A 17,549-nucleotide genomic window follows, 5' to 3' on the forward strand; every position below is an offset into this window, starting at 1 on the left:
TTCGGCTCAAGGGGGTTCTCGTGTTGAGGCGGCTTCGCCATGCGCTCCTTTCCGTCCTGCTACTCACCACCGGCCTGACGCTCATCGCGCCGTCCGCGGCGCAGGCGCTGCCGGGCAGCTTCCAGAGACAGGTCGTCTTCAGCGGACTGACCAACCCGACCAACATCGAGTTCGCCTCGGACGGCCGGGTGTTCGTCGCCGAGAAGAGCGGCCTGATCAAGGTCTTCGACTCGATCACCGACACCACGCCGGCGATCTACGCCGACCTGCGCACGCAGGTGCACAACTTCTGGGACCGCGGGCTGCTCGGCATGGCCCTGCACCCGAACTTCCCGGCCGACCCGCGCATCTACGTCCTGTACGCCTACGACGCGGTGCCCGGCGGCACCGCGCCGCGCTGGGGAACGGCGGGCGTGAGCGCCGACCCCTGCCCGACCCCGCCGGGCGCCACCGGCGACGGCTGCCTCATCACCGGGCGCTTATCCTCGCTGGCGCCCTCGGGAGGCTCGGTCGCCGAGACCCCGCTGATCACCGACTGGTGCCAGCAGCACCCCAGCCACTCCGTCGGCGACCTCAAGTTCGGCCCCGACGGCATGCTCTACGCCAGTGGCGGCGATGGTGCCAGCTTCAACTTCGCCGACTACGGCCAGGACAACCTGACCAGCTCCGACGTCACCCCGGACAACCCGTGCGGCGACCCGCCGTCGCCGGTCGGCACGGCGCTCACCCCACCGGCCGCCGAGGGCGGCGCGCTGCGCTCGCAGGACCCGCGCACCGGCGGCGACCCCGCGGCACTCAACGGCACCGTCATCAGGATCGACCCGAACACCGGCGCGGCCGCCCCCGGCAACCCGAACGCCGGCAGCAGCGACCCCAACGTGGCCAGGATCATCGCCTACGGCCAGCGCAACCCGTTCCGTTTCACCATCCGGCCGGGCACCGGCGAGGTCTGGGCCGGTGAAGTCGGCTGGAACACGTGGGAGGAGATCAACCGGATCGCCGACCCCACCGGCCCGGTGAAGAACTTCGGCTGGCCCTGCTACGAGGGCGCCGCCAGGCAGGGCGGCTACGACAACCTCAACCTGACCCTCTGCGAGAACCTCTACGCGGAAGGCGCCGCGGCGCACGCCCAGCCGTACTTCTCCTGGAACCACGGCTCCAGGCCCGCGCCGAACGACCCGTGCCCGTCCGGCGGCTCCTCCTCCAGCGGCGTGGCCTTCTACAACGGCGGCCCCTACCCCGACACCTACGACGGCGCGATGTTCTTCTCCGACTACAGCCGATCGTGCGTCTGGGTCATGACGAAGGGGGCCAACGGCCTGCCCGACCCGGCCACCATCACCACGTTCGACTCGGGCATGCCCGCCGTGGAGCTGCAGACCGGCCCCGGCGGCGACCTCTTCGCGGTCGACTTCACCAACGGGCAGATCATCCGCTACCTCTACAACAACACCCCGCCGACCGCGGTCATCGGCGCGAGCGCCACGTCGGGCAACGCGCCGCTCGCGGTGAACTTCACCTCCGCCGGATCCGCGGACGCCGACGGCGACCCGCTCACCTTCCGGTGGGACCTGGACGGCGACGGCGACTTCGACGACTCCACCTCGGCCGCCCCGTCCTTCACCTACACCCAGCCGGGCTCCTACGTGGTGAAGCTGCGCGCCGACGACGGGCGCGGCGGCCTGGGGGACGCCACCGTCACGGTCAACGTGGGCAACACGGCGCCGACCGCGACCATCAACTCCCCGTCGGCCGCCCTCACCTGGGCGGTCGGGGACACGATCGCGTTCTCCGGCACCGGCACGGACGCCCAGGACGGCACGATCCCGGGGTCGCGGATGTCCTGGAAGCTGATCATGCATCACTGCCCCGGCACCTGCCACGAGCACGAGATCACCACGTTCACCGGCGCGAGCGGGTCCTTCGCCGCTCCGGACCACGAATACCCCGCTCATCTGGAGCTCAGGCTGACCGTGACGGACGCGCACGGCCTCACCGACACCAAGAGCGTGACCCTCCAGCCGAAGACGGTGAACCTGACCTTCCAGACCGCGCCCACCGGGCTGCAGCTCGGCTTCAACAGCGAGCAGACCGTCGCCCCCTTCACCCGGACGGTGATCGTGGGCTCCCACAACTCGGTCTCCGCGCCCTCGCCGCAGAGCGCCGACGGCTTCAGCCACACGTTCACCTCCTGGTCCGACGGCGGCGCGGTCAGCCACAACCTCACCGCGCCCGCCACCGCGGCGACCTACACCGCGACCTACCAGCGGTCACAGGCGCCGGACGGCCTGGTGGCCGCCTACGCGATGGACGAGGGCGGCGGCACGGCCGTCGCCGACGCCTCCGGCAAGGGCAACAACGGCACGGCCGCGAACACCGCGTGGAACGTGACCGGCAAGTACGGCCAGGCGCTGTCGTTCAACGGCACGTCGAGCTGGGTGACGGTGGCCGACTCCACGTCGCTGCGGCTGACCGGCGGGATGACGTTGGAGGCGTGGGTACGGCCCACGAGCGTCTCCGGGTGGCGGACGGTGATGATGAAGGAGTTCGGCGCCGATCTGGCGTACGCGATCATGGGCAGCGGGAGCAGCGGCCCGGCGGCGTTCATCTACACCTCGTCGGGGGCCAACGCGCCGGCGGCGAGCAACCTGCCGTTGAACACCTGGAGTCATGTGGCGGCGACCTATGACGGGTCGACGTTGCGGATGTTCGTGAACGGCACGCAGGTGGCCACGAACCCGACGGGCGGCAACCTGCGTACCGGGACGAGTCCGTTGCGGATCGGTGGCAACAGCGGTTCGGGTGAGTACTTCAGCGGCCTCATCGACGAGGTCCGCGTCTACAACAAGGCGCTCACCGCGGCACAGATCACCACCGACATGAACACCCCCGTCGGCCAGCCGGGACCGCCCGACACCCAGGCGCCCACCGCACCGGCCTCGCTGGCGGCGACCGGCGGTCCGGGCAGCGCCCAGCTGACCTGGACGGCCTCGACCGACAACGTGGGGGTGACCGGGTACACCGTCCACAGGTCCGCCACCGCCGGGTTCACCCCGTCCGGCGCCAACCAGGTGGGCTCGACCGCGAGCACCTCGTTCACCGACTCGGGTGTCGCGGCGGGCACGTACTACTACCGCGTCGTGGCCTTCGACGGGTCCAGCAACACCAGCCCGTCGTCCAACGAGGCGTCGGCCGTCGTGACCCAGCCGCCCACGGTCAGCGGGCTGGTGGCCGCCTACGGGATGAACGCGGGCAACGGCACCGCCGTCGCCGACGCCTCCGGCAACGGCAACAACGGCACGGCCACCGCGGCCACCTGGTCGGCCGGCAAGTACGGCCAGGCGCTGTCGTTCAACGGCACGTCGAGCTGGGTGACGGTGGCCGATTCCACGTCGTTGCGGCTGACCGGCGGGATGACCCTGGAGGCATGGGTACGGCCGGACAGCGTCTCGGGGTGGCGGACGGTGCTGATGAAGGAGTTCGGCAGCGATCTGGCCTACGCGATCATGGGCAGCGGGAGCAGCGGGCCCGGGGCGTTCATCTACACGTCGTCGGGGGCCAATGCTCCGGCGGCGAGCAACCTGCCGTTGAACACCTGGAGTCATGTGGCGGCGACGTATGACGGGTCGACGTTGCGGATGTTCGTGAACGGCACGCAGGTCGCCACCAATCCGACCGGTGGCAACCTGCGTACCGGGACGAGTCCGTTGCGGATCGGTGGCAACAGCGGTTCGGGTGAGTACTTCAGCGGCCTCATCGACGAGGTCCGCGTCTACAACAAGGCACTCACCGCGGCCGAGATCACCACCGACATGAACACGCCGGTCGGTTAGTCCCGGCTGCTCTCGTCACGCAGCCAGGTGGTGTAGTCGCCCGCGCGGATCGCGCGGGCGGCTCTCCGCCTGGCCAGCACCGCCACCATGACGAAGACGACCGCCGCGCCCACCAGGCGCGGGTCTCCGGCCACGATGGCCAGCAGATCCCGCATGCCCGTGCGTTCCCCGGCCGTGGCCGAGGCCTGCTCCAGCTCGCTCACGCTGGTCGTGGCCCGCACCCGTCGGCGCATCAGGTCGGCGACGGTACGCGGAGTCTGGATCACCGCACGCGCGCCGGCCACGATCACGCGCTCGTCCGGCGTGAACGCCAGCGAGGCGGCCAGATCGTCGGCCATCGCCGGCGGCAGCGCACGGATCCGCGCGTTGCCCTCGTCGTTCACCGCGATGACGCCGCGGCCGAACAGCCCGGCGCGCACGTGCGGCAGCCGCGTCCAGATCGCGTAGTAGGCCCGGATCGGCCACGGGCGATCGGCCAGCGCCAGCTCCCGCTCGGGCGCGGCGGCGAGCGGCCCGTCCGGCGCGGCCAGCACATCGGCCAGCGCGCGGACGGAGGCGGTGCTCAGCTCGATGTCGGCGTCCACGTACAGCCGGGGATATCCGCGTGCCGCCTCGTCGCCCAGCCGCAGCGCCTCGCGCTTGGAGGGGACCGGCGTGGTCACGACGCGGACGTCGTACGGCTGCGCCGCGGCCACCGTGCCGTCGGTGCAGCCGTTGGCCACCACCACGACGTCGAACTCGCCGGGCACGGCCTCCCGGAGCAGGCCGTCCAGCAAGCGGCCAATCACCTTGGCCTCGTTGTGGGCCGGTATCACGACACTTACCACGATGGGAGTATCCCCGCTTCCTGAGCCTGCTTGAGCGTGGGCGCCGCGCCGTCCTTGGCCGAGAGGATCGGCTCCCCGTCGAGCGGCCATTCGATGCCGAGATCCGGGTCCAGCGGGTGGACGCCGTGCTCGCGCGCCGGGTCGTACGTCGTGGAGCAGAGGTAGAGGACGGTGGCCGACTCGCTGAGCGCCATGAAGGCGTGCCCCAGGCCCTCGGAGAGGTAGATCCCGCAGCGCGACACGTCGTTCAGCCGCACCGCCTCCCACCGGCCGAAGGTGGGCGAGCCGACGCGCACGTCCACGACGACGTCGAGCACCTCGCCCGAGACGCACATGACGTATTTGGCCTGGCCCGGGGGGACGTCGGCGAAGTGGACGCCGCGCAGCACGCCGCGTCTGGAGACCGAACAGTTCACCTGCGCGAGGTCCATCGATTGCCCCAGCGCCTCCCGCAGGTCGGCGGCGCGGAAACTTTCCAGGAAGTCGCCCCGCGGATCGCTGTGGATGCGGGGGGTGTAGACAAATGCTCCACTGATGCTCAGGTGCTTCATGAAGATACTTGTAACACTCCTTGGCGCCCACCCGAAGTACGGCTGTGGGTTTGCCATAGGGGGAAATCTTGTCATTTTCGGGTGGGGCCCATTGTTGAGGACATCGTGCCGGCTGTGTGGCTCGGCCGACCTGGTCGGTGTGGTGGATCTCGGGGCGACTCCGCCCTGTGAGCTCTTCCTCACCGCGGAACAGCTCGACGAGCCCGAGCTCACTTATCCACTTCACCTGCGGGTCTGCACCAGTTGCTGGCTGGCGCAGATACCGCCGCTGATCACACCGGAAGAAACTTTCACCGAATACGCCTACTTCGCGTCTTATTCCGCCTCATGGGTGGAACACGCACGGCAGTTCGTCGACTCCGCTGTGGAACGTTTGAAGCCGTCGTTCGTGGCCGAGGTGGCCAGCAACGACGGATACCTGTTGCAGCACGTCGTCGAGCGTGGCATCAGGTGCCTGGGCATCGAGCCGTCGGCCAACGTGGGACAGGCGGCCAAGGACAAGGGCGTGCCCACGCTCACCGCGTTCCTCACGCCGGAGACGGGCGCCGCGGTGCGGGCCGAGCACGGGCCGGCCGACCTGGTCGTGGCCAACAACGTCTACGCGCACATCCCCGACGTGGTCGGCTTCACCGAAGGCCTGCGGGCTCTGGTGGCCGACGACGGGTGGGTGTCGATCGAGGTCCAGCACCTGCTCACGCTCATGGAGCTGAACCAGTACGACACGATCTACCACGAGCACTTCCAGTACTACACGGTCGCCTCCGCGCAGCGGGCGCTGGCCTCCGGCGGGCTGACGCTGGTGGACGTCGAGCTGCTGCCCACCCACGGCGGATCCATCCGGCTGTGGGCCCGGCCGTCGGGGAGCCCGTCCGATCGGGTGCTCGACGTGCTCGCGCGGGAGAAGGCGGCCGGACTTCACGATCTGTCCGGCTACGCCGGGTTCGCCGACCGGGTCGCACGCGTCCGCCGCGACCTGCTCCGCTTCCTGATCGACGCCGCGGAGGAAGGCAAGACGGTCGTCGGTTACGGCGCGCCGGGAAAGGGCAACACGCTCCTCAACCACTGCGGCATCCGTCAGGACCTGCTGGCCTACACGGTTGACCGCAACCCCTACAAGCACGGCAGATTCACTCCGGGCACCCGGATCCCCATCGCCGCTCCGGAGCGCATCGCTCAAGATCGCCCGGACTATGTGCTGGTCCTGCCGTGGAACCTGCGCGAAGAGCTCACCGCTCAGCTCTCCTATGTGCACGAATGGGGAGGCCGTCTGGTCTTCCCGATCCCACACCTGGAGGTCGTGTGAAGGTTGTCCTGTTCTGTGGAGGCTTCGGCACACGCATGCGTACGGGTGTGCCGGGCGAGGTGCCCAAGCCGATGGCGCTCGTCGGCCCGCGGCCGCTGCTCTGGCACGTCATGCGTTACTACGCGCACTTCGGGCACAAGGAGTTCATCCTGTGCCTGGGCTACGGCGCCCACCACATCAAGGACTTCTTCCTCGGCTACCAGGAAGCCACGTCCAACGACTTCGTCTTACGCGGCGGCAAGGTCGAGCTGCTGTCGAGCGACATCTCCGACTGGTCCATCTCGTTCGTGCAGACCGGAACCAACTCCCCGATCGGCGAACGGCTGCGCCGCGTCCGTCACCACCTGGACGGCGACGAGATGTTCCTCGCGAACTACGCGGACGTGCTCACCGACGCGCCGCTGCCCGACATCATCGACCGCTTCACCGAGTCGGGCGCGGCCGCCTCGATGATGGTCGTGCCGCCGTCCCAGACCTTCCACTGCGTGGACGTGGGCGAGAACGGCCTGATCGGCGGCATCTCGCCGGTCAGCGAGATGCCGGTGTGGGTCAACGGCGGCTATTTCGTGCTGACCCAGGAGGTCTTCGAGCACATCCCGGAGAACGGCGACCTGGTCGCCGACGGCTGCGTGGAGCTGGCCAAGCGCGGACGCCTGCTGGCCTACCCGCACCGCGGCTACTGGCGGCCGACCGACACCGTGAACCAGCGCATGGAGCTGGACGAGGCCTACTCCCGGGGCGAGCGCCCGTGGGCCCTTTGGGAACGGTCCCGGTGATCGGTCTGCGCGCGGGGCGGCTCGACGGCATCGTGGCGCTCGCCGCGCACTGTGACGACCTGGCGATCGGGGCGGGCGGCAGCCTGCTGACGGTCTGCGCCGCCCGCCCCGGCATCCGCGTGGACGCGCTGGTGCTGTCCGGCGGCGGCACCGAGCGCGAGGACGAGGAGCGCGCGGCGCTGGCGGACTTCTGCCCGGGCGCCGAGCTACGCGTCACCGTGCTGAAGCTGCCCGACGGCTACCTGCCGGCCAGGTGGGAGGAGGCCAAGGCCGCGGTGGAGGAGCTGCGCGCCCGTACCGACCCCGGCCTGATCTTCGCACCCTGGCGGGGCGACGCCCACCAGGACCACCGCGGGCTGGCCAAGCTGGTGCCCACGGCCTTCCGCGACCACCTGACGCTCGGCTACGAGATCGTCAAATGGGACGGCGACCTCGCCGCGCCCGCCGTTTTCCAGCCGCTGACGGAGGAGGTGGCGGAGCTGAAGGTCGATCTGCTCCAGCGCCACTACGCCTCCCAGCGGCATCGGCCCTGGTACGACCGCGAGGCGTTCCTGGGCCTGGCCCGCATCCGCGGCATCGAGTGCCACGCGCGCTATGCCGAGGCGTTCCACGTTTCCAAGCTCACCGTCGATCTGGAGAACTGATGCGGGTACTTCTCACCGGTCACCAGGGCTACCTGGGCACCGTGATGGCCCCCATGCTGGCCGAGGCCGGGCACGAGGTGGTCGGCCTGGACTCCGGCCTGTTCGCCGACTGCCTGCTCGGCCCCGCGCCCGTGCAGGTCGAGGCGCACACGGTGGACCTGCGTGACGCGGGTCCCGAACACGTGGCGGGATTCGACGCGGTGATCCATCTGGCCGCGCTGTCCAACGACCCGCTCGGCGCGCTCGCGCCCGACCTGACCTACGACATCAACCACCACGCCTCGGTCCGGCTGGCCAGGCTGGCCAAGGAGGCGGGCGTGCGCCGCTTCCTGTACGCCTCCACCTGCTCGGTCTACGGCGCGTCCGGCGGCGAGGAGCTGCTGGACGAGAACGCGCCGCTGCGGCCGGTGACGCCGTACGCCGAGTCCAAGGTGCGGGTCGAGGACGACCTGGTCACGCTGGCCGACGACGACTTCACGCCGGTGTTCCTGCGCAACGCCACCGCCTTCGGGTTCTCCCCGAGGCTGCGCGCCGACATCGTGCTGAACAACCTGGTGGGCCACGCGCACCTGACCGGCGAGGTCCGGGTGCTGTCCGACGGCACGCCCTGGCGCCCGCTGGTCCACGCCAGGGACATCGCCGAGGCCTTCGCGGCGGCTCTCGTCGCGCCCCGCGAAGCCGTGCACACGACGGCCTTCAACGTCGGCACCGAGGTCAACAACGTGACCGTCGCCGAGATCGCGGCCGAGGTCGTCGCCGCGGTGCCCGGATCGACGCTCAGCATCACCGGCGAGACGGGATCCGATCCGCGCTCCTACCGCGTCGACTTCTCCCGGATCAGGGCCGAGCTGGGCTACGAGGCGCGCTGGACGGTCAAGGCGGGCGCGGTGGAGCTGATCGACGCCTATCGCGAGCACGGTCTGACGAAGCAGGACTTCGAGCGCCGCTTCACCCGGCTGGCCCGGCTCGCCGACCGGCGCGAGGCCGGCACCGTCGACGACACCCTGCGCCCATGACCGGGGCGGAAATGCACGCCCTGGTACGGCGGCTCTACCCGCTGTGCCGGAGCATCACCGGCGACGGGCTGCGGCAGACCCTGGAGATCATCGGCGAGTCGATCCCGCTGGAGATCACCCAGGTGCCGACCGGGACCAAGGTCCTCGACTGGACGATCCCCCGGGAGTGGAACATCCGCGACGCCTCCATCAAGGACGCCGCGGGGAACAGGGTGGTCGACTTCCAGGACTCCAACCTGCACGTCGTGGGATACAGCGTGCCGGTCGAGGCCACGATGTCCCTGGAGGAGCTGCGCCGGCACCTGCACACCCTGCCCGAACAGCCGGACCTGATCCCGTACCGGACCAGCTACTACGCCGAGACCTGGGGCTTCTGCCTGAGCCAGAACACCCTGGACGGGATGGCCGACGGCCCGTACGAGGTCAGGATCGACTCCACGCTGGCCGACGGGTACCTGACCTACGGCGAGTACGTGGTCCCCGGCAGCAGCTCCCAGGAGGTGCTGATCTCCTGCCACGTCTGCCATCCCTCGCTGGCCAACGACAACCTGGCCGGCGTGGCGGTGGCCGTCGCCCTGGCGCAGCGGCTGTCCGACCCCTGGTACACCTACCGGTTCATCTTCGCGCCCGGCACCATCGGCGCGATCACGTGGCTCGCCCTGAACCGGGAGCGCACCGACCGGATCAGGCACGGCGTGACCCTGGCCTGCGCGGGGGACAGCGGCACGATCACCTACAAGCGCAGCAGGCGCGGCGACGCCGAGATCGACCAGGTCTTCGCACACGTGCTGAAGGGCCGGCCGCACACCGTCCTGGACTTCTCCCCGTACGGCTACGACGAGCGGCAGTACTGCTCGCCGGGGTTCAACCTCGCCGTCGGCTCGTTGACCAGGACGCAGTACGGCGGATACCCGGAATATCACACCTCGGCCGACAATCCGGACTTCGTGCGCCCCGAGGCGATGGAGGACACCCTTGAGACGCTGTGGACGGCCGTGCGGGTTCTGGAGGGCAACCGCCGCTACCAGAATCTCAGCCCGTACGGCGAGCCCCAGCTGGGCGCCCGGGGCCTGTACGGATCACTCGGCGGGCGCAGTGACACGAAACAAGCGCAGATGGCGATGTTGTGGGTGTTGAGCCTTTCCGACGGGCTGAACAGTCTCCTGGACATCGCGGAACGGTCGAACCTGCCGTTCCAGGCAATAGCGGACGCGGCACATGCCCTGCAGAACGCGGGCCTGGTGAAGGAGTGGATGGGTTGAACCTGGCGCTGAAAGTCGGCGACGTGGTCGAGGTCCTCAGTGCGGAAGAGATCCTCGCCACGCTCGATGACAAGGGGGAGCTGGACAGCCTCCCTTTCATGCCGGAGATGCTGCGATTCTGCGGGCAGCGGCTCACCGTTCACAAGGTGGCCAACAAGCTCTGCGACACGATGACCAGGACCGGGATGCGGCGCATGGAGGACGCCGTCCATCTGACGGGCTCCCGCTGCGACGGGTCGGCCCACGGCGGCTGCCAGACGGCCTGCCTGCTCTACTGGAAGACCGCCTGGCTCAAGCGGGTGGACGGGCCGCCCACCTCGGAGCCGGCCGTCCGCCCCGAGCGGCCGCTGCTGCCGATCCTCGAGGTCAACACCCGGAGGGAGCCGGGGCCGGAGGGCGAGGAGCGCTTCCGCTGCCAGGCCACGGAACTGCTGCGCGCCGCCCCTGAACGGCTCCCGTTCCGGGACATGAGCCAGTACGTCACCGACATCCAGGTGGGCAACGCCGGGGTCGGACCGACCCTGCGCACGCTCTTCTTCGGGATGTTCAACCGCTACCAGCGCCTGTCCAGGAAGTTCCCGAAGTGGTTGCGCATCAAGGGCGGCCTGGCCTGGGGCTTCGTACGGCCGGGCCCGCACGCCGGCCCCACGCCGACGGGAACGACCGACCTCCAGCCGGGTGAGCTGGTGCGGATCAAGTCCAGGGACGAGATCATCGCCACGCTGAACGCCAAGGGGTTCAACCGCGGGCTGGGCTTCGAGGAGGACATGGCGCGTTCGTGCGGCCGCGTCGCCCGCGTGAGCGCCCGCGTCGAGCGCTGCATCGACGAGAAGACGGGCGAGATGCTGGAGATGAAGAACCCCTGCATCGCGCTCGAAGGAATCATCTGCGACGGCGTCTACAAGTCCAACTGCCCCCGCGCGTTCGTCCCGTTCTGGCGGGAGATCTGGCTGGAGCGGATCAGCGAGCCTAGCTAGGGAAGGCCGGCATGGCAGACCAATCGGGCCCGGACATCAGCGACATCGGGCGCAAGGCGGGCCGAGGGGCCGTGTGGAGCTTTCTCGGCACACTGGTCACCCGCGCGGGCTCGTTCATCCTCGGCCTGATTCTGGCCAGACTCCTCGCGCCGGCGGACTTCGGCGTCTACGCCGTCGCGCTCGCGGCCACCCAGTTCGTCATGGTGGTCAAGGACGTCGGCGTGATGTCGGCCGTCGTGCAGTGGCGCGGGCGGCTGGAGGACATCGCGCCCACGGCGACGACCCTGACCATGATCTCCGCACTGGGTCTGTACGGGATCTTCTGGGTCGGCGCGCCGTACTTCTCGGCGCTGGCGGGCAGCGCGGAGGCCACGTCCGTGGTGCGCATCCTCACCGCGGTCATCCTCGTCGAGGCGGTCACCGCGGTGCGCAGCGCGGCCCTGTTGCGCTGGTTCCGCACGGGCAAGAACGCCAAGGCCGTCCTCGCCGGCTTCCTGGTCAACGCGCCGGTGGCGATCATCCTGGCGGTCAACGGGGCGGGCGCGTACAGCTTCGCCTGGGGACAGCTCGCGGGTGCCGTGGTCACCGGCGTCTTCATGCTGCTCTACGCGCGCCTGCCCTACCGGTTCGGGTTCGACCGGCAGATCGCGGCCAAGCTGCTGCGGTTCGGCATCCCCTCGGCGGCGGGGATCGCGCTGGAGATCATGCTGCTCAACGTGGGCTACATCATCGTCGGCAACATCATGGGCGACGCGTGGCTGGGCTTCTACCTGATGGCCTTCAACGTGTCGAGCTGGGTGCCCGGCATCATCGGCAGCGCCATCCGCATGGTGTCGATCGCCGGCTTCTCCCGGCTGGCCGAGCGCGACGAGGAGTCCCTGTCGCTCGGCGTGCAGCGAACCGTGCCGCTGCTCATCGCCATGGTGCTGCCGCTGGCCGTCTTCATGGCGCTGCTCGCGCACCCGCTGATCATCTTCATCTACGGCCCGAAGTGGGAGCTGGCCGCCGGCGTGCTGCGGTTCCTGGCGGTCCTGATGGTGGTGCGCATGCTCACCTCCTTCGCCCTCGACATCCTGAACGGGCAGGGCGCCACCCGCTCGACGGTCTGGATGAACCTCGGGCACGCGGCGGCGATGATCCCGGCGGTCATCGTCGGCACGCATCTCGACGGCATCCGCGGCGCCGCGATCGGGCAGGCGGCCGCCGCCGTGCTCGTCGCGCTTCCGCTCGCCGTGCTCGCCGTGCAGCGGGCCGGGGTACGGCTCGCCCCGGCCCTGCCGGGACTCGCCCGCCCGGCGGCGGGAGCGCTGGTGTGCGCGGCCGTCATGCTGGGCCTCGCGATGCTGACCCAGGGGAGCCCCCTGGTCCAGCTCATCGTGGCGGGCGGCGGCGGCCTGCTGGCCTACGTGCTGGTCGTGGTGACCCGCGACCAGTTCCACATTGTGAGCGATCGCCTGGTGCGGCTGCTTCCCGCCCGCGCGCGATGACCTCGAGGAGAAGCGATGCTGGTGTCCATCGGAATCCCGGTCCGCAACGGTGCGGACCGCCTGGAGGCGGCCGTACGCTCGGCGCTCGCCCAGGACCACGCCGAGATCGAGGTGGTGATCTCGGACAACGCCTCCACCGACGGCACGGAGGAGCTCTGCCGCGAGCTGGCGAGGCAGGACAGCCGCATCGCCTACTACCGGCAGCCGCGTGACCTGCACGTGGTCGGGAACTTCGTGGAGGTGCTGCGGCGGGCGCGGGGAGAGTTCTTCCGCTGGATGGGCGACGACGACCTGCTCGAACCGGGCTACGTCTCCCGGAGCCTGGAGCCGTTCCTGGCCGATGAGCGGCTCATCCTGGTCACCTCGGACGTCAGCTACACCGGGGCGGACGGGACGGTCCACCAGCCCCGCTACCGCGGCACCCGGATGCTCTCCGACGACCCCATCGACCGCCTGGACGAGCTGTGGGACGTCGTCACCACCCAGCACCACGGACTCGACCCCCTCTACGGCCTGATGCGGCGCGAGCAGGTGGCCGCCGTGCCCCGGCCGCTGATGATCCGCGAGGACGAGGTCTACGCCACCATGCTCGCGCTGACCGCGCCCTGGGGTCACGTGCCGGAGACGCTCGCCCACCGCAACCTGCGCGAGCGGCGCCTGCCCGGGATCGCCGCGGCGCTCGGGGTGCCGGCCTGGACCGCGCATTTCGCCACCACGCTGCAGTTCCGGGCGATGTACCGAGCCGTGCGGCTCATGGAGCTGTCCACGGAGCAACGCAACCGCGCCCACGCCGTGCTGCTGCGTACCTACTATCGCCGGCAGCACCAGATGCTGACGCACCGCAGCCGCAAACTCGCCGGGTTGGCCGCCCGACTCGTCTCCTCGAAAGGGTGATCTGCTCGTGTTGATTCGCATCGTGCGGCTGCTCATGCAGCCGGGCCGGATCCTGCTGGCCGCCATGCGGCGCCTGCCGTTCGGCTCGTACGAGCTGCGCTGCTCGCTCGACCTCTACCCGAGGCCGCACTACGCCTACGGCGTGCAGCAGGCGGCCGAGCTGGCCAGGCGCCTCGGCGTCGGCCGGATCAGCGTGGTCGAGTTCGGCGTCGCGGGCGGCGCGGGCATGGTGGAGCTCAACCGCATGGCGGCGCTGGCGTCGGCCGCGTCGGGCGTGAAGATCGACGTCTACGGCTTCGACACGGGCGCCGGACTGCCCAAGCCCACCGACTTCCGGGACCTGCCCTACATCTGGCGCGAAGGCGACTTCGTCATGGACGTCGACGCCCTGCGGGCCCGGCTGGGGGAGGCCACCCTGATCCTGGGCAACATCGAGGACACGGTCGGCGAGTTCCTGGACGGCGAGCGTCCGGCGCCGATCGGGTTCGTCTCCATCGACGTGGACTTCTACTCCTCGACCGCGGCGGCGCTGCGGCTGTTCGAGGGCGACCACAAGTACTTCCTGCCCCGCGTGTTCTGCTACCTCGACGACACCGTCGGCGACGACGACCAGATCATTCACAACGAGTATGTCGGCGAGCTCAGCGCGATCCGGGAGTTCAACGAGGACAACGAGCTGATGAAGCTGGCGCCGATCAACGGGCTGCGGCACAAGCGCCCGGTTCCGGCCCCCTGGAACGACAACATCCAGGCGCTGCACCGCTTCGACCACCCGGACTATTCGGTCTACGTGGGCAGGCCGGACACGCAGACGCAGTTGCCTCTGTAACCCCTCCAACCCCCTGTAACGAAGATGCGGGCTAAGGCGAGAGAAGGGAAAAGAACCACGCGAGGGGGAAAATCTCGCTATGTCCGTTTTATTGGCAAATAGCCGAATCAACGATGATGTCCGGCGCAAAATGCTCTTCCAGGGAGACCTCTTCCTCTACTCGGCGACGCCTGCCTCGACCAAGCTGATCGAGTTCGCCCGCGAGTTGATCGAGGAGGCGTTCGAGGGCCGCGACCCCCAGACCGCCCAGTACGAGATGCCGGTCGAGGAGTTCGCGGCACTGCTCGCGGACCTCAAGCCGCGCTTCATCCACCACCCCACCAGCAAGAAGCTCCTCGTCACCCTGCTCGACGAGCTGGGCATGGCGCTGGACAAGACCTACTTCGACGTGCCGAGGCTGCGCACCTCCACCGCCGATCACTACCTCGACTCCGGCATCTCCTACGCCTACCACGCTCATCGCGACTGCTGGTACGCCGCGCCGTTCTGCCAGGTCAACTGGTGGATCCCGATCTACGAGGTGGTCCCGGAGAACGTCTTCGCGCTGCACCCGCAGTACTTCGACCGCCCCGTGCGCAACGGCAGCGGCCGCTACGACTACGCGGAGTGGACCGCCGTCAGCCGGCCCACGGCCGCCCAGCACATCCACAGCGACACGCGGGAGCAGCCCAAGCCGGAGGAGGCGCTCGACCTCGAAACCGAGCTCCGGCTGGTGCCGGAGCCGGGCGGCATGCTGCTCTTCTCCGGGGCGCACCTGCACTCGACCGTCACCAACACCTCCGGCAGGACCCGGTTCAGCATCGACTTCCGCACCGTCCACATCGACGACGTCCGCTCCCGCGCGGCGGCGCCCAACGTGGACGCCACCTGCCGCGGCACCACCCTGCGCGACTTCTACCGGGCCGACGACCTGACGCGCATCCCGGAGGAGCTCGCGGCGGAGTACGAGGCCGAGGCCGAGGCGCTGGCCAAGCTCACCTGACGAACCGCGCGCGTACGGCGTCGCGCAGGCCCCTCCAGCTCCGGTGCCGTTGGAAGGGCAACTCGAAGACCGAGGCGAACAACCACGCCGTCCCCACGCTCACCGGCACTGCCAGGGCGAGCGTGAGGAGAAAGGTCGGCATGCCCGGTGGCACGTGCGGGGCGACGACCAGCCGGTTGATCATGACGACGAGCGGTGAGTGGATCAGGTAGAGGCTGTAGGAGGAGGAGCCCAGCCGCCGGAGCGGACGCGTGTCGAGCAGCCGTACGAGCCAGACCGGCCTGCCCGTCGCCACACCCGTCAGCAACAACCCGGCGGCCGGGCCGACCGCCAGATCCACCCAGAAGAAGTTCGCGACCACCCAGACCGGCCCGGCGACCACGATCAGCAGGAGCACCGGGACCGCGGCAGCCGCCGCGAACCAGTGCCAGGGCAAGCGCTCCGTACGCTCCTGCGCGCGCACCACGCCGGCGCAGACCGCGCCCACGGCGAACAGCACGGCGAACTGCGGCGTCAGCCGCATCAGCAGGTCCACGGCCGGCACGGAGGGCGCCAGCGCCCCCACCGCCACGACGATCAGGGTCACCGCGCCGAGCATCACCGCCGCGCCCATCTTGCGCAGGACCAGCAGCATCAGCGGGAACACCAGGTAGAGCTGCGCCTCGACGGCGATCGACCACAGGGCCCCGTTGGGGCTGGGGGAGCCGAAGACGTCCTGCAGAAGGAGCCCGTAGATGAGGGCCGACTGCCCGGTGGGCGTCTGCTGCCCGGGCTGCGGGATGACCGTCCACGCGATCACCAGGCTGAACGCCAGCGCCGCCCAGTAGGGCGGCAGGATGCGCCAGGCGCGGCGGTTGAGGAACGTGGGGATGCCGCCCAGCTGCCAGCCGGACCGGGCGGGCGAGATCGCCAGCGAGAAGCCGGACAGGACGATGAACACCACGACCGCGAAGTGGCCGTAGAGCAGCCATCCCGTCCACCAGGGCGCGTCGTTGACCGGGAACCCGGGGAAGGACAGGAGCCAGCAATGGTGAAGGACGACGAACAACGCCGCCAGCCCCCGTAAGCCGTCGAGCCCGGTCAGCCTGCGCCGCGTCGCCGGACGCTCTACCGTCATCCCCACCGAAGCCCCCGTCGCCGTAGTCGGTAGGTCTATCGCTGCGACTACGCGCGGTGTAACCGTTCTACGGAGATGTAACGTCTGGCCGCGAATGGGCGATGGTCCGCTATAGAGCAAGCATTGCTGATGCGGGGGAACGTACCAAAATGGAGTTCTGGAAGACGATCCTTGGTCTTCTCCGCCGACTTCTCATTGGCCCGCCACTGATCTGTCTTTCGATCCTGGTGGGCGTTGTGGTGTACACGGTCATTCCGGCGCACTACACGACCGATGTCTCCCTCGTGCTGGCCACGCCGGTGAACGGGGGCACCGTCCCCTCCGACAAGACCAAGCAGGGGCTCACCAACCCGTTCCTCTCCTTCAACGACGCGCTGAAGACCGGGGCGAGCATCGTCATCCTGTCGATGAACACGCAGGACGTCTGGACGCAGCTCGGCGCGCCCAAGGACGGCCCGACGGAGATCACGATCGACGACGGGCGCTCCAACCCCAACGTCCTGGACATCAACGGGCCCTACATCTACATCAGGGTCGACAGCGAGTCTCCTCGGCAGGCCACGGCCGTGCTGATGGCGGCGCGCGAGCGCGTGGCGACCGAGCTGTTCAAATGGCAGAAGGCGCTCGGCGCTCCGCCGAACACCTTCATCACGTCCACCGACATCGTGCCGCCGTCCACCCCCGAGGCCGACCACAGCGTGAACTGGCAGGGGGCATTCGGCGGCGCCGTGCTCTGCCTGCTCCTGGGCCTCGGCATCGCCTACGGCGTGGTGACCAGGCGCGCGCCCAAGCAGCCGGAGCCCCCGCTACCCCCGGCGGTGCCCCTGGCGGCACCCTTGGCGGTCCCGGTGGCGGTTCCGGTGGTCACTCCCGTGACGGCGCAGGCGCCGGAGCCGGTGGCGGCGCAGGCGGACGAGCCCGTCGAGCGGGCGGAGCTCGACGAGGACAGCTCCAGCACCATGGAGTTCCCCATCTACCGGGGGGAGCCTCTCTCGCCCGTGCCCTGGCCCGGCAAGGCGACCCAGGACAACGGCGAGGGATGAGGCCCGCG

At 69.7% G+C, this 17,549-nt stretch carries 15 protein-coding genes; 12 read left to right on the forward strand and 3 right to left on the reverse strand.

What is annotated here, in order from left to right:
- Nucleotides 1-20 precede the first annotated feature (20 nt).
- Complete coding sequence (locus AB0J87_RS53240) at nucleotides 21-3,833, forward strand: LamG-like jellyroll fold domain-containing protein (RefSeq protein WP_363981189.1); 3,813 nt, start codon at nucleotides 21-23, stop codon at nucleotides 3,831-3,833.
- On the opposite strand, the gene AB0J87_RS53245 is transcribed toward AB0J87_RS53240, so the two are convergent.
- Entirely contained in the window at nucleotides 3,830-4,750 is a 921-nt protein-coding gene (locus AB0J87_RS53245) for a glycosyltransferase (protein WP_363981192.1), read from the reverse strand. The genes AB0J87_RS53240 and AB0J87_RS53245 overlap by 4 nt on opposite strands.
- Nucleotides 4,654-5,211 (reverse strand): dTDP-4-dehydrorhamnose 3,5-epimerase, encoded by a 558-nt coding sequence (rfbC, locus tag AB0J87_RS53250; protein WP_350733516.1) that lies wholly within the window; start codon nucleotides 5,209-5,211, stop codon nucleotides 4,654-4,656. Before rfbC ends, AB0J87_RS53245 begins: the two co-directional genes overlap by 97 nt.
- Between rfbC and AB0J87_RS53255 the strand changes: the two genes are divergently transcribed.
- From AB0J87_RS53255 to AB0J87_RS53300, 10 genes are all read left to right on the forward strand, one after another.
- A complete protein-coding gene (locus tag AB0J87_RS53255) occupies nucleotides 5,210-6,514 on the forward strand; it encodes a class I SAM-dependent methyltransferase (RefSeq protein WP_363981195.1) in 1,305 nt (434 codons plus the stop codon). The two genes, rfbC and AB0J87_RS53255, sit on opposite strands and share 2 nt — an antisense overlap.
- Nucleotides 6,511-7,290: a sugar phosphate nucleotidyltransferase gene (locus AB0J87_RS53260; protein ID WP_355206657.1), complete on the forward strand. Its 780-nt coding sequence runs from the start codon at nucleotides 6,511-6,513 to the stop codon at nucleotides 7,288-7,290. The genes AB0J87_RS53255 and AB0J87_RS53260 overlap by 4 nt, the downstream gene beginning before the upstream one ends.
- A complete protein-coding gene (locus AB0J87_RS53265; RefSeq protein WP_350733522.1) occupies nucleotides 7,287-7,934 on the forward strand; it encodes a PIG-L deacetylase family protein in 648 nt (215 codons plus the stop codon). Before AB0J87_RS53260 ends, AB0J87_RS53265 begins: the two co-directional genes overlap by 4 nt.
- Complete coding sequence (locus AB0J87_RS53270; RefSeq protein ID WP_363981199.1) at nucleotides 7,934-8,950, forward strand: SDR family oxidoreductase; 1,017 nt, start codon at nucleotides 7,934-7,936, stop codon at nucleotides 8,948-8,950. The genes AB0J87_RS53265 and AB0J87_RS53270 overlap by 1 nt, the downstream gene beginning before the upstream one ends.
- Nucleotides 8,947-10,212, forward strand: a complete 1,266-nt coding sequence (locus AB0J87_RS53275) for a DUF4910 domain-containing protein (protein ID WP_363981202.1) — start codon at nucleotides 8,947-8,949, stop codon at nucleotides 10,210-10,212. The genes AB0J87_RS53270 and AB0J87_RS53275 overlap by 4 nt, the downstream gene beginning before the upstream one ends.
- Nucleotides 10,209-11,189 (forward strand): hypothetical protein, encoded by a 981-nt coding sequence (locus AB0J87_RS53280; protein ID WP_350733527.1) that lies wholly within the window; start codon nucleotides 10,209-10,211, stop codon nucleotides 11,187-11,189. Before AB0J87_RS53275 ends, AB0J87_RS53280 begins: the two co-directional genes overlap by 4 nt.
- Before the next feature lie 11 nt (nucleotides 11,190-11,200).
- Complete coding sequence (locus tag AB0J87_RS53285) at nucleotides 11,201-12,676, forward strand: oligosaccharide flippase family protein (RefSeq protein WP_363981205.1); 1,476 nt, start codon at nucleotides 11,201-11,203, stop codon at nucleotides 12,674-12,676.
- A 15-nt stretch (nucleotides 12,677-12,691) separates the two neighbouring features.
- Nucleotides 12,692-13,570 (forward strand): glycosyltransferase family 2 protein, encoded by an 879-nt coding sequence (locus tag AB0J87_RS53290; protein ID WP_363981208.1) that lies wholly within the window; start codon nucleotides 12,692-12,694, stop codon nucleotides 13,568-13,570.
- A 7-nt stretch (nucleotides 13,571-13,577) separates the two neighbouring features.
- The gene (locus AB0J87_RS53295; protein WP_363981211.1) at nucleotides 13,578-14,399 is read left to right on the forward strand and encodes a hypothetical protein; all 822 of its coding nucleotides are present in this window, start codon (nucleotides 13,578-13,580) and stop codon (nucleotides 14,397-14,399) included.
- Nucleotides 14,400-14,529: 130 nt separating this feature from the next.
- Complete coding sequence (locus tag AB0J87_RS53300) at nucleotides 14,530-15,381, forward strand: hypothetical protein (protein ID WP_350733534.1); 852 nt, start codon at nucleotides 14,530-14,532, stop codon at nucleotides 15,379-15,381.
- Here AB0J87_RS53300 and AB0J87_RS53305 read toward each other — a convergent pair.
- On the reverse strand, nucleotides 15,374-16,498 hold the full coding sequence (locus AB0J87_RS53305) for an acyltransferase (protein ID WP_363981214.1): 1,125 nt from the start codon (nucleotides 16,496-16,498) through the stop codon (nucleotides 15,374-15,376). The genes AB0J87_RS53300 and AB0J87_RS53305 overlap by 8 nt on opposite strands.
- Before the next feature lie 236 nt (nucleotides 16,499-16,734).
- Between AB0J87_RS53305 and AB0J87_RS53310 the strand changes: the two genes are divergently transcribed.
- A complete protein-coding gene (locus tag AB0J87_RS53310) occupies nucleotides 16,735-17,541 on the forward strand; it encodes a hypothetical protein (RefSeq protein ID WP_363981217.1) in 807 nt (268 codons plus the stop codon).
- The last annotated feature ends 8 nt before the right edge of the window (nucleotides 17,542-17,549 follow it).

The organism is Nonomuraea sp. NPDC049625, assembly GCF_040675285.1.
Classification (GTDB): domain Bacteria; phylum Actinomycetota; class Actinomycetes; order Streptosporangiales; family Streptosporangiaceae; genus Nonomuraea; species Nonomuraea angiospora_A.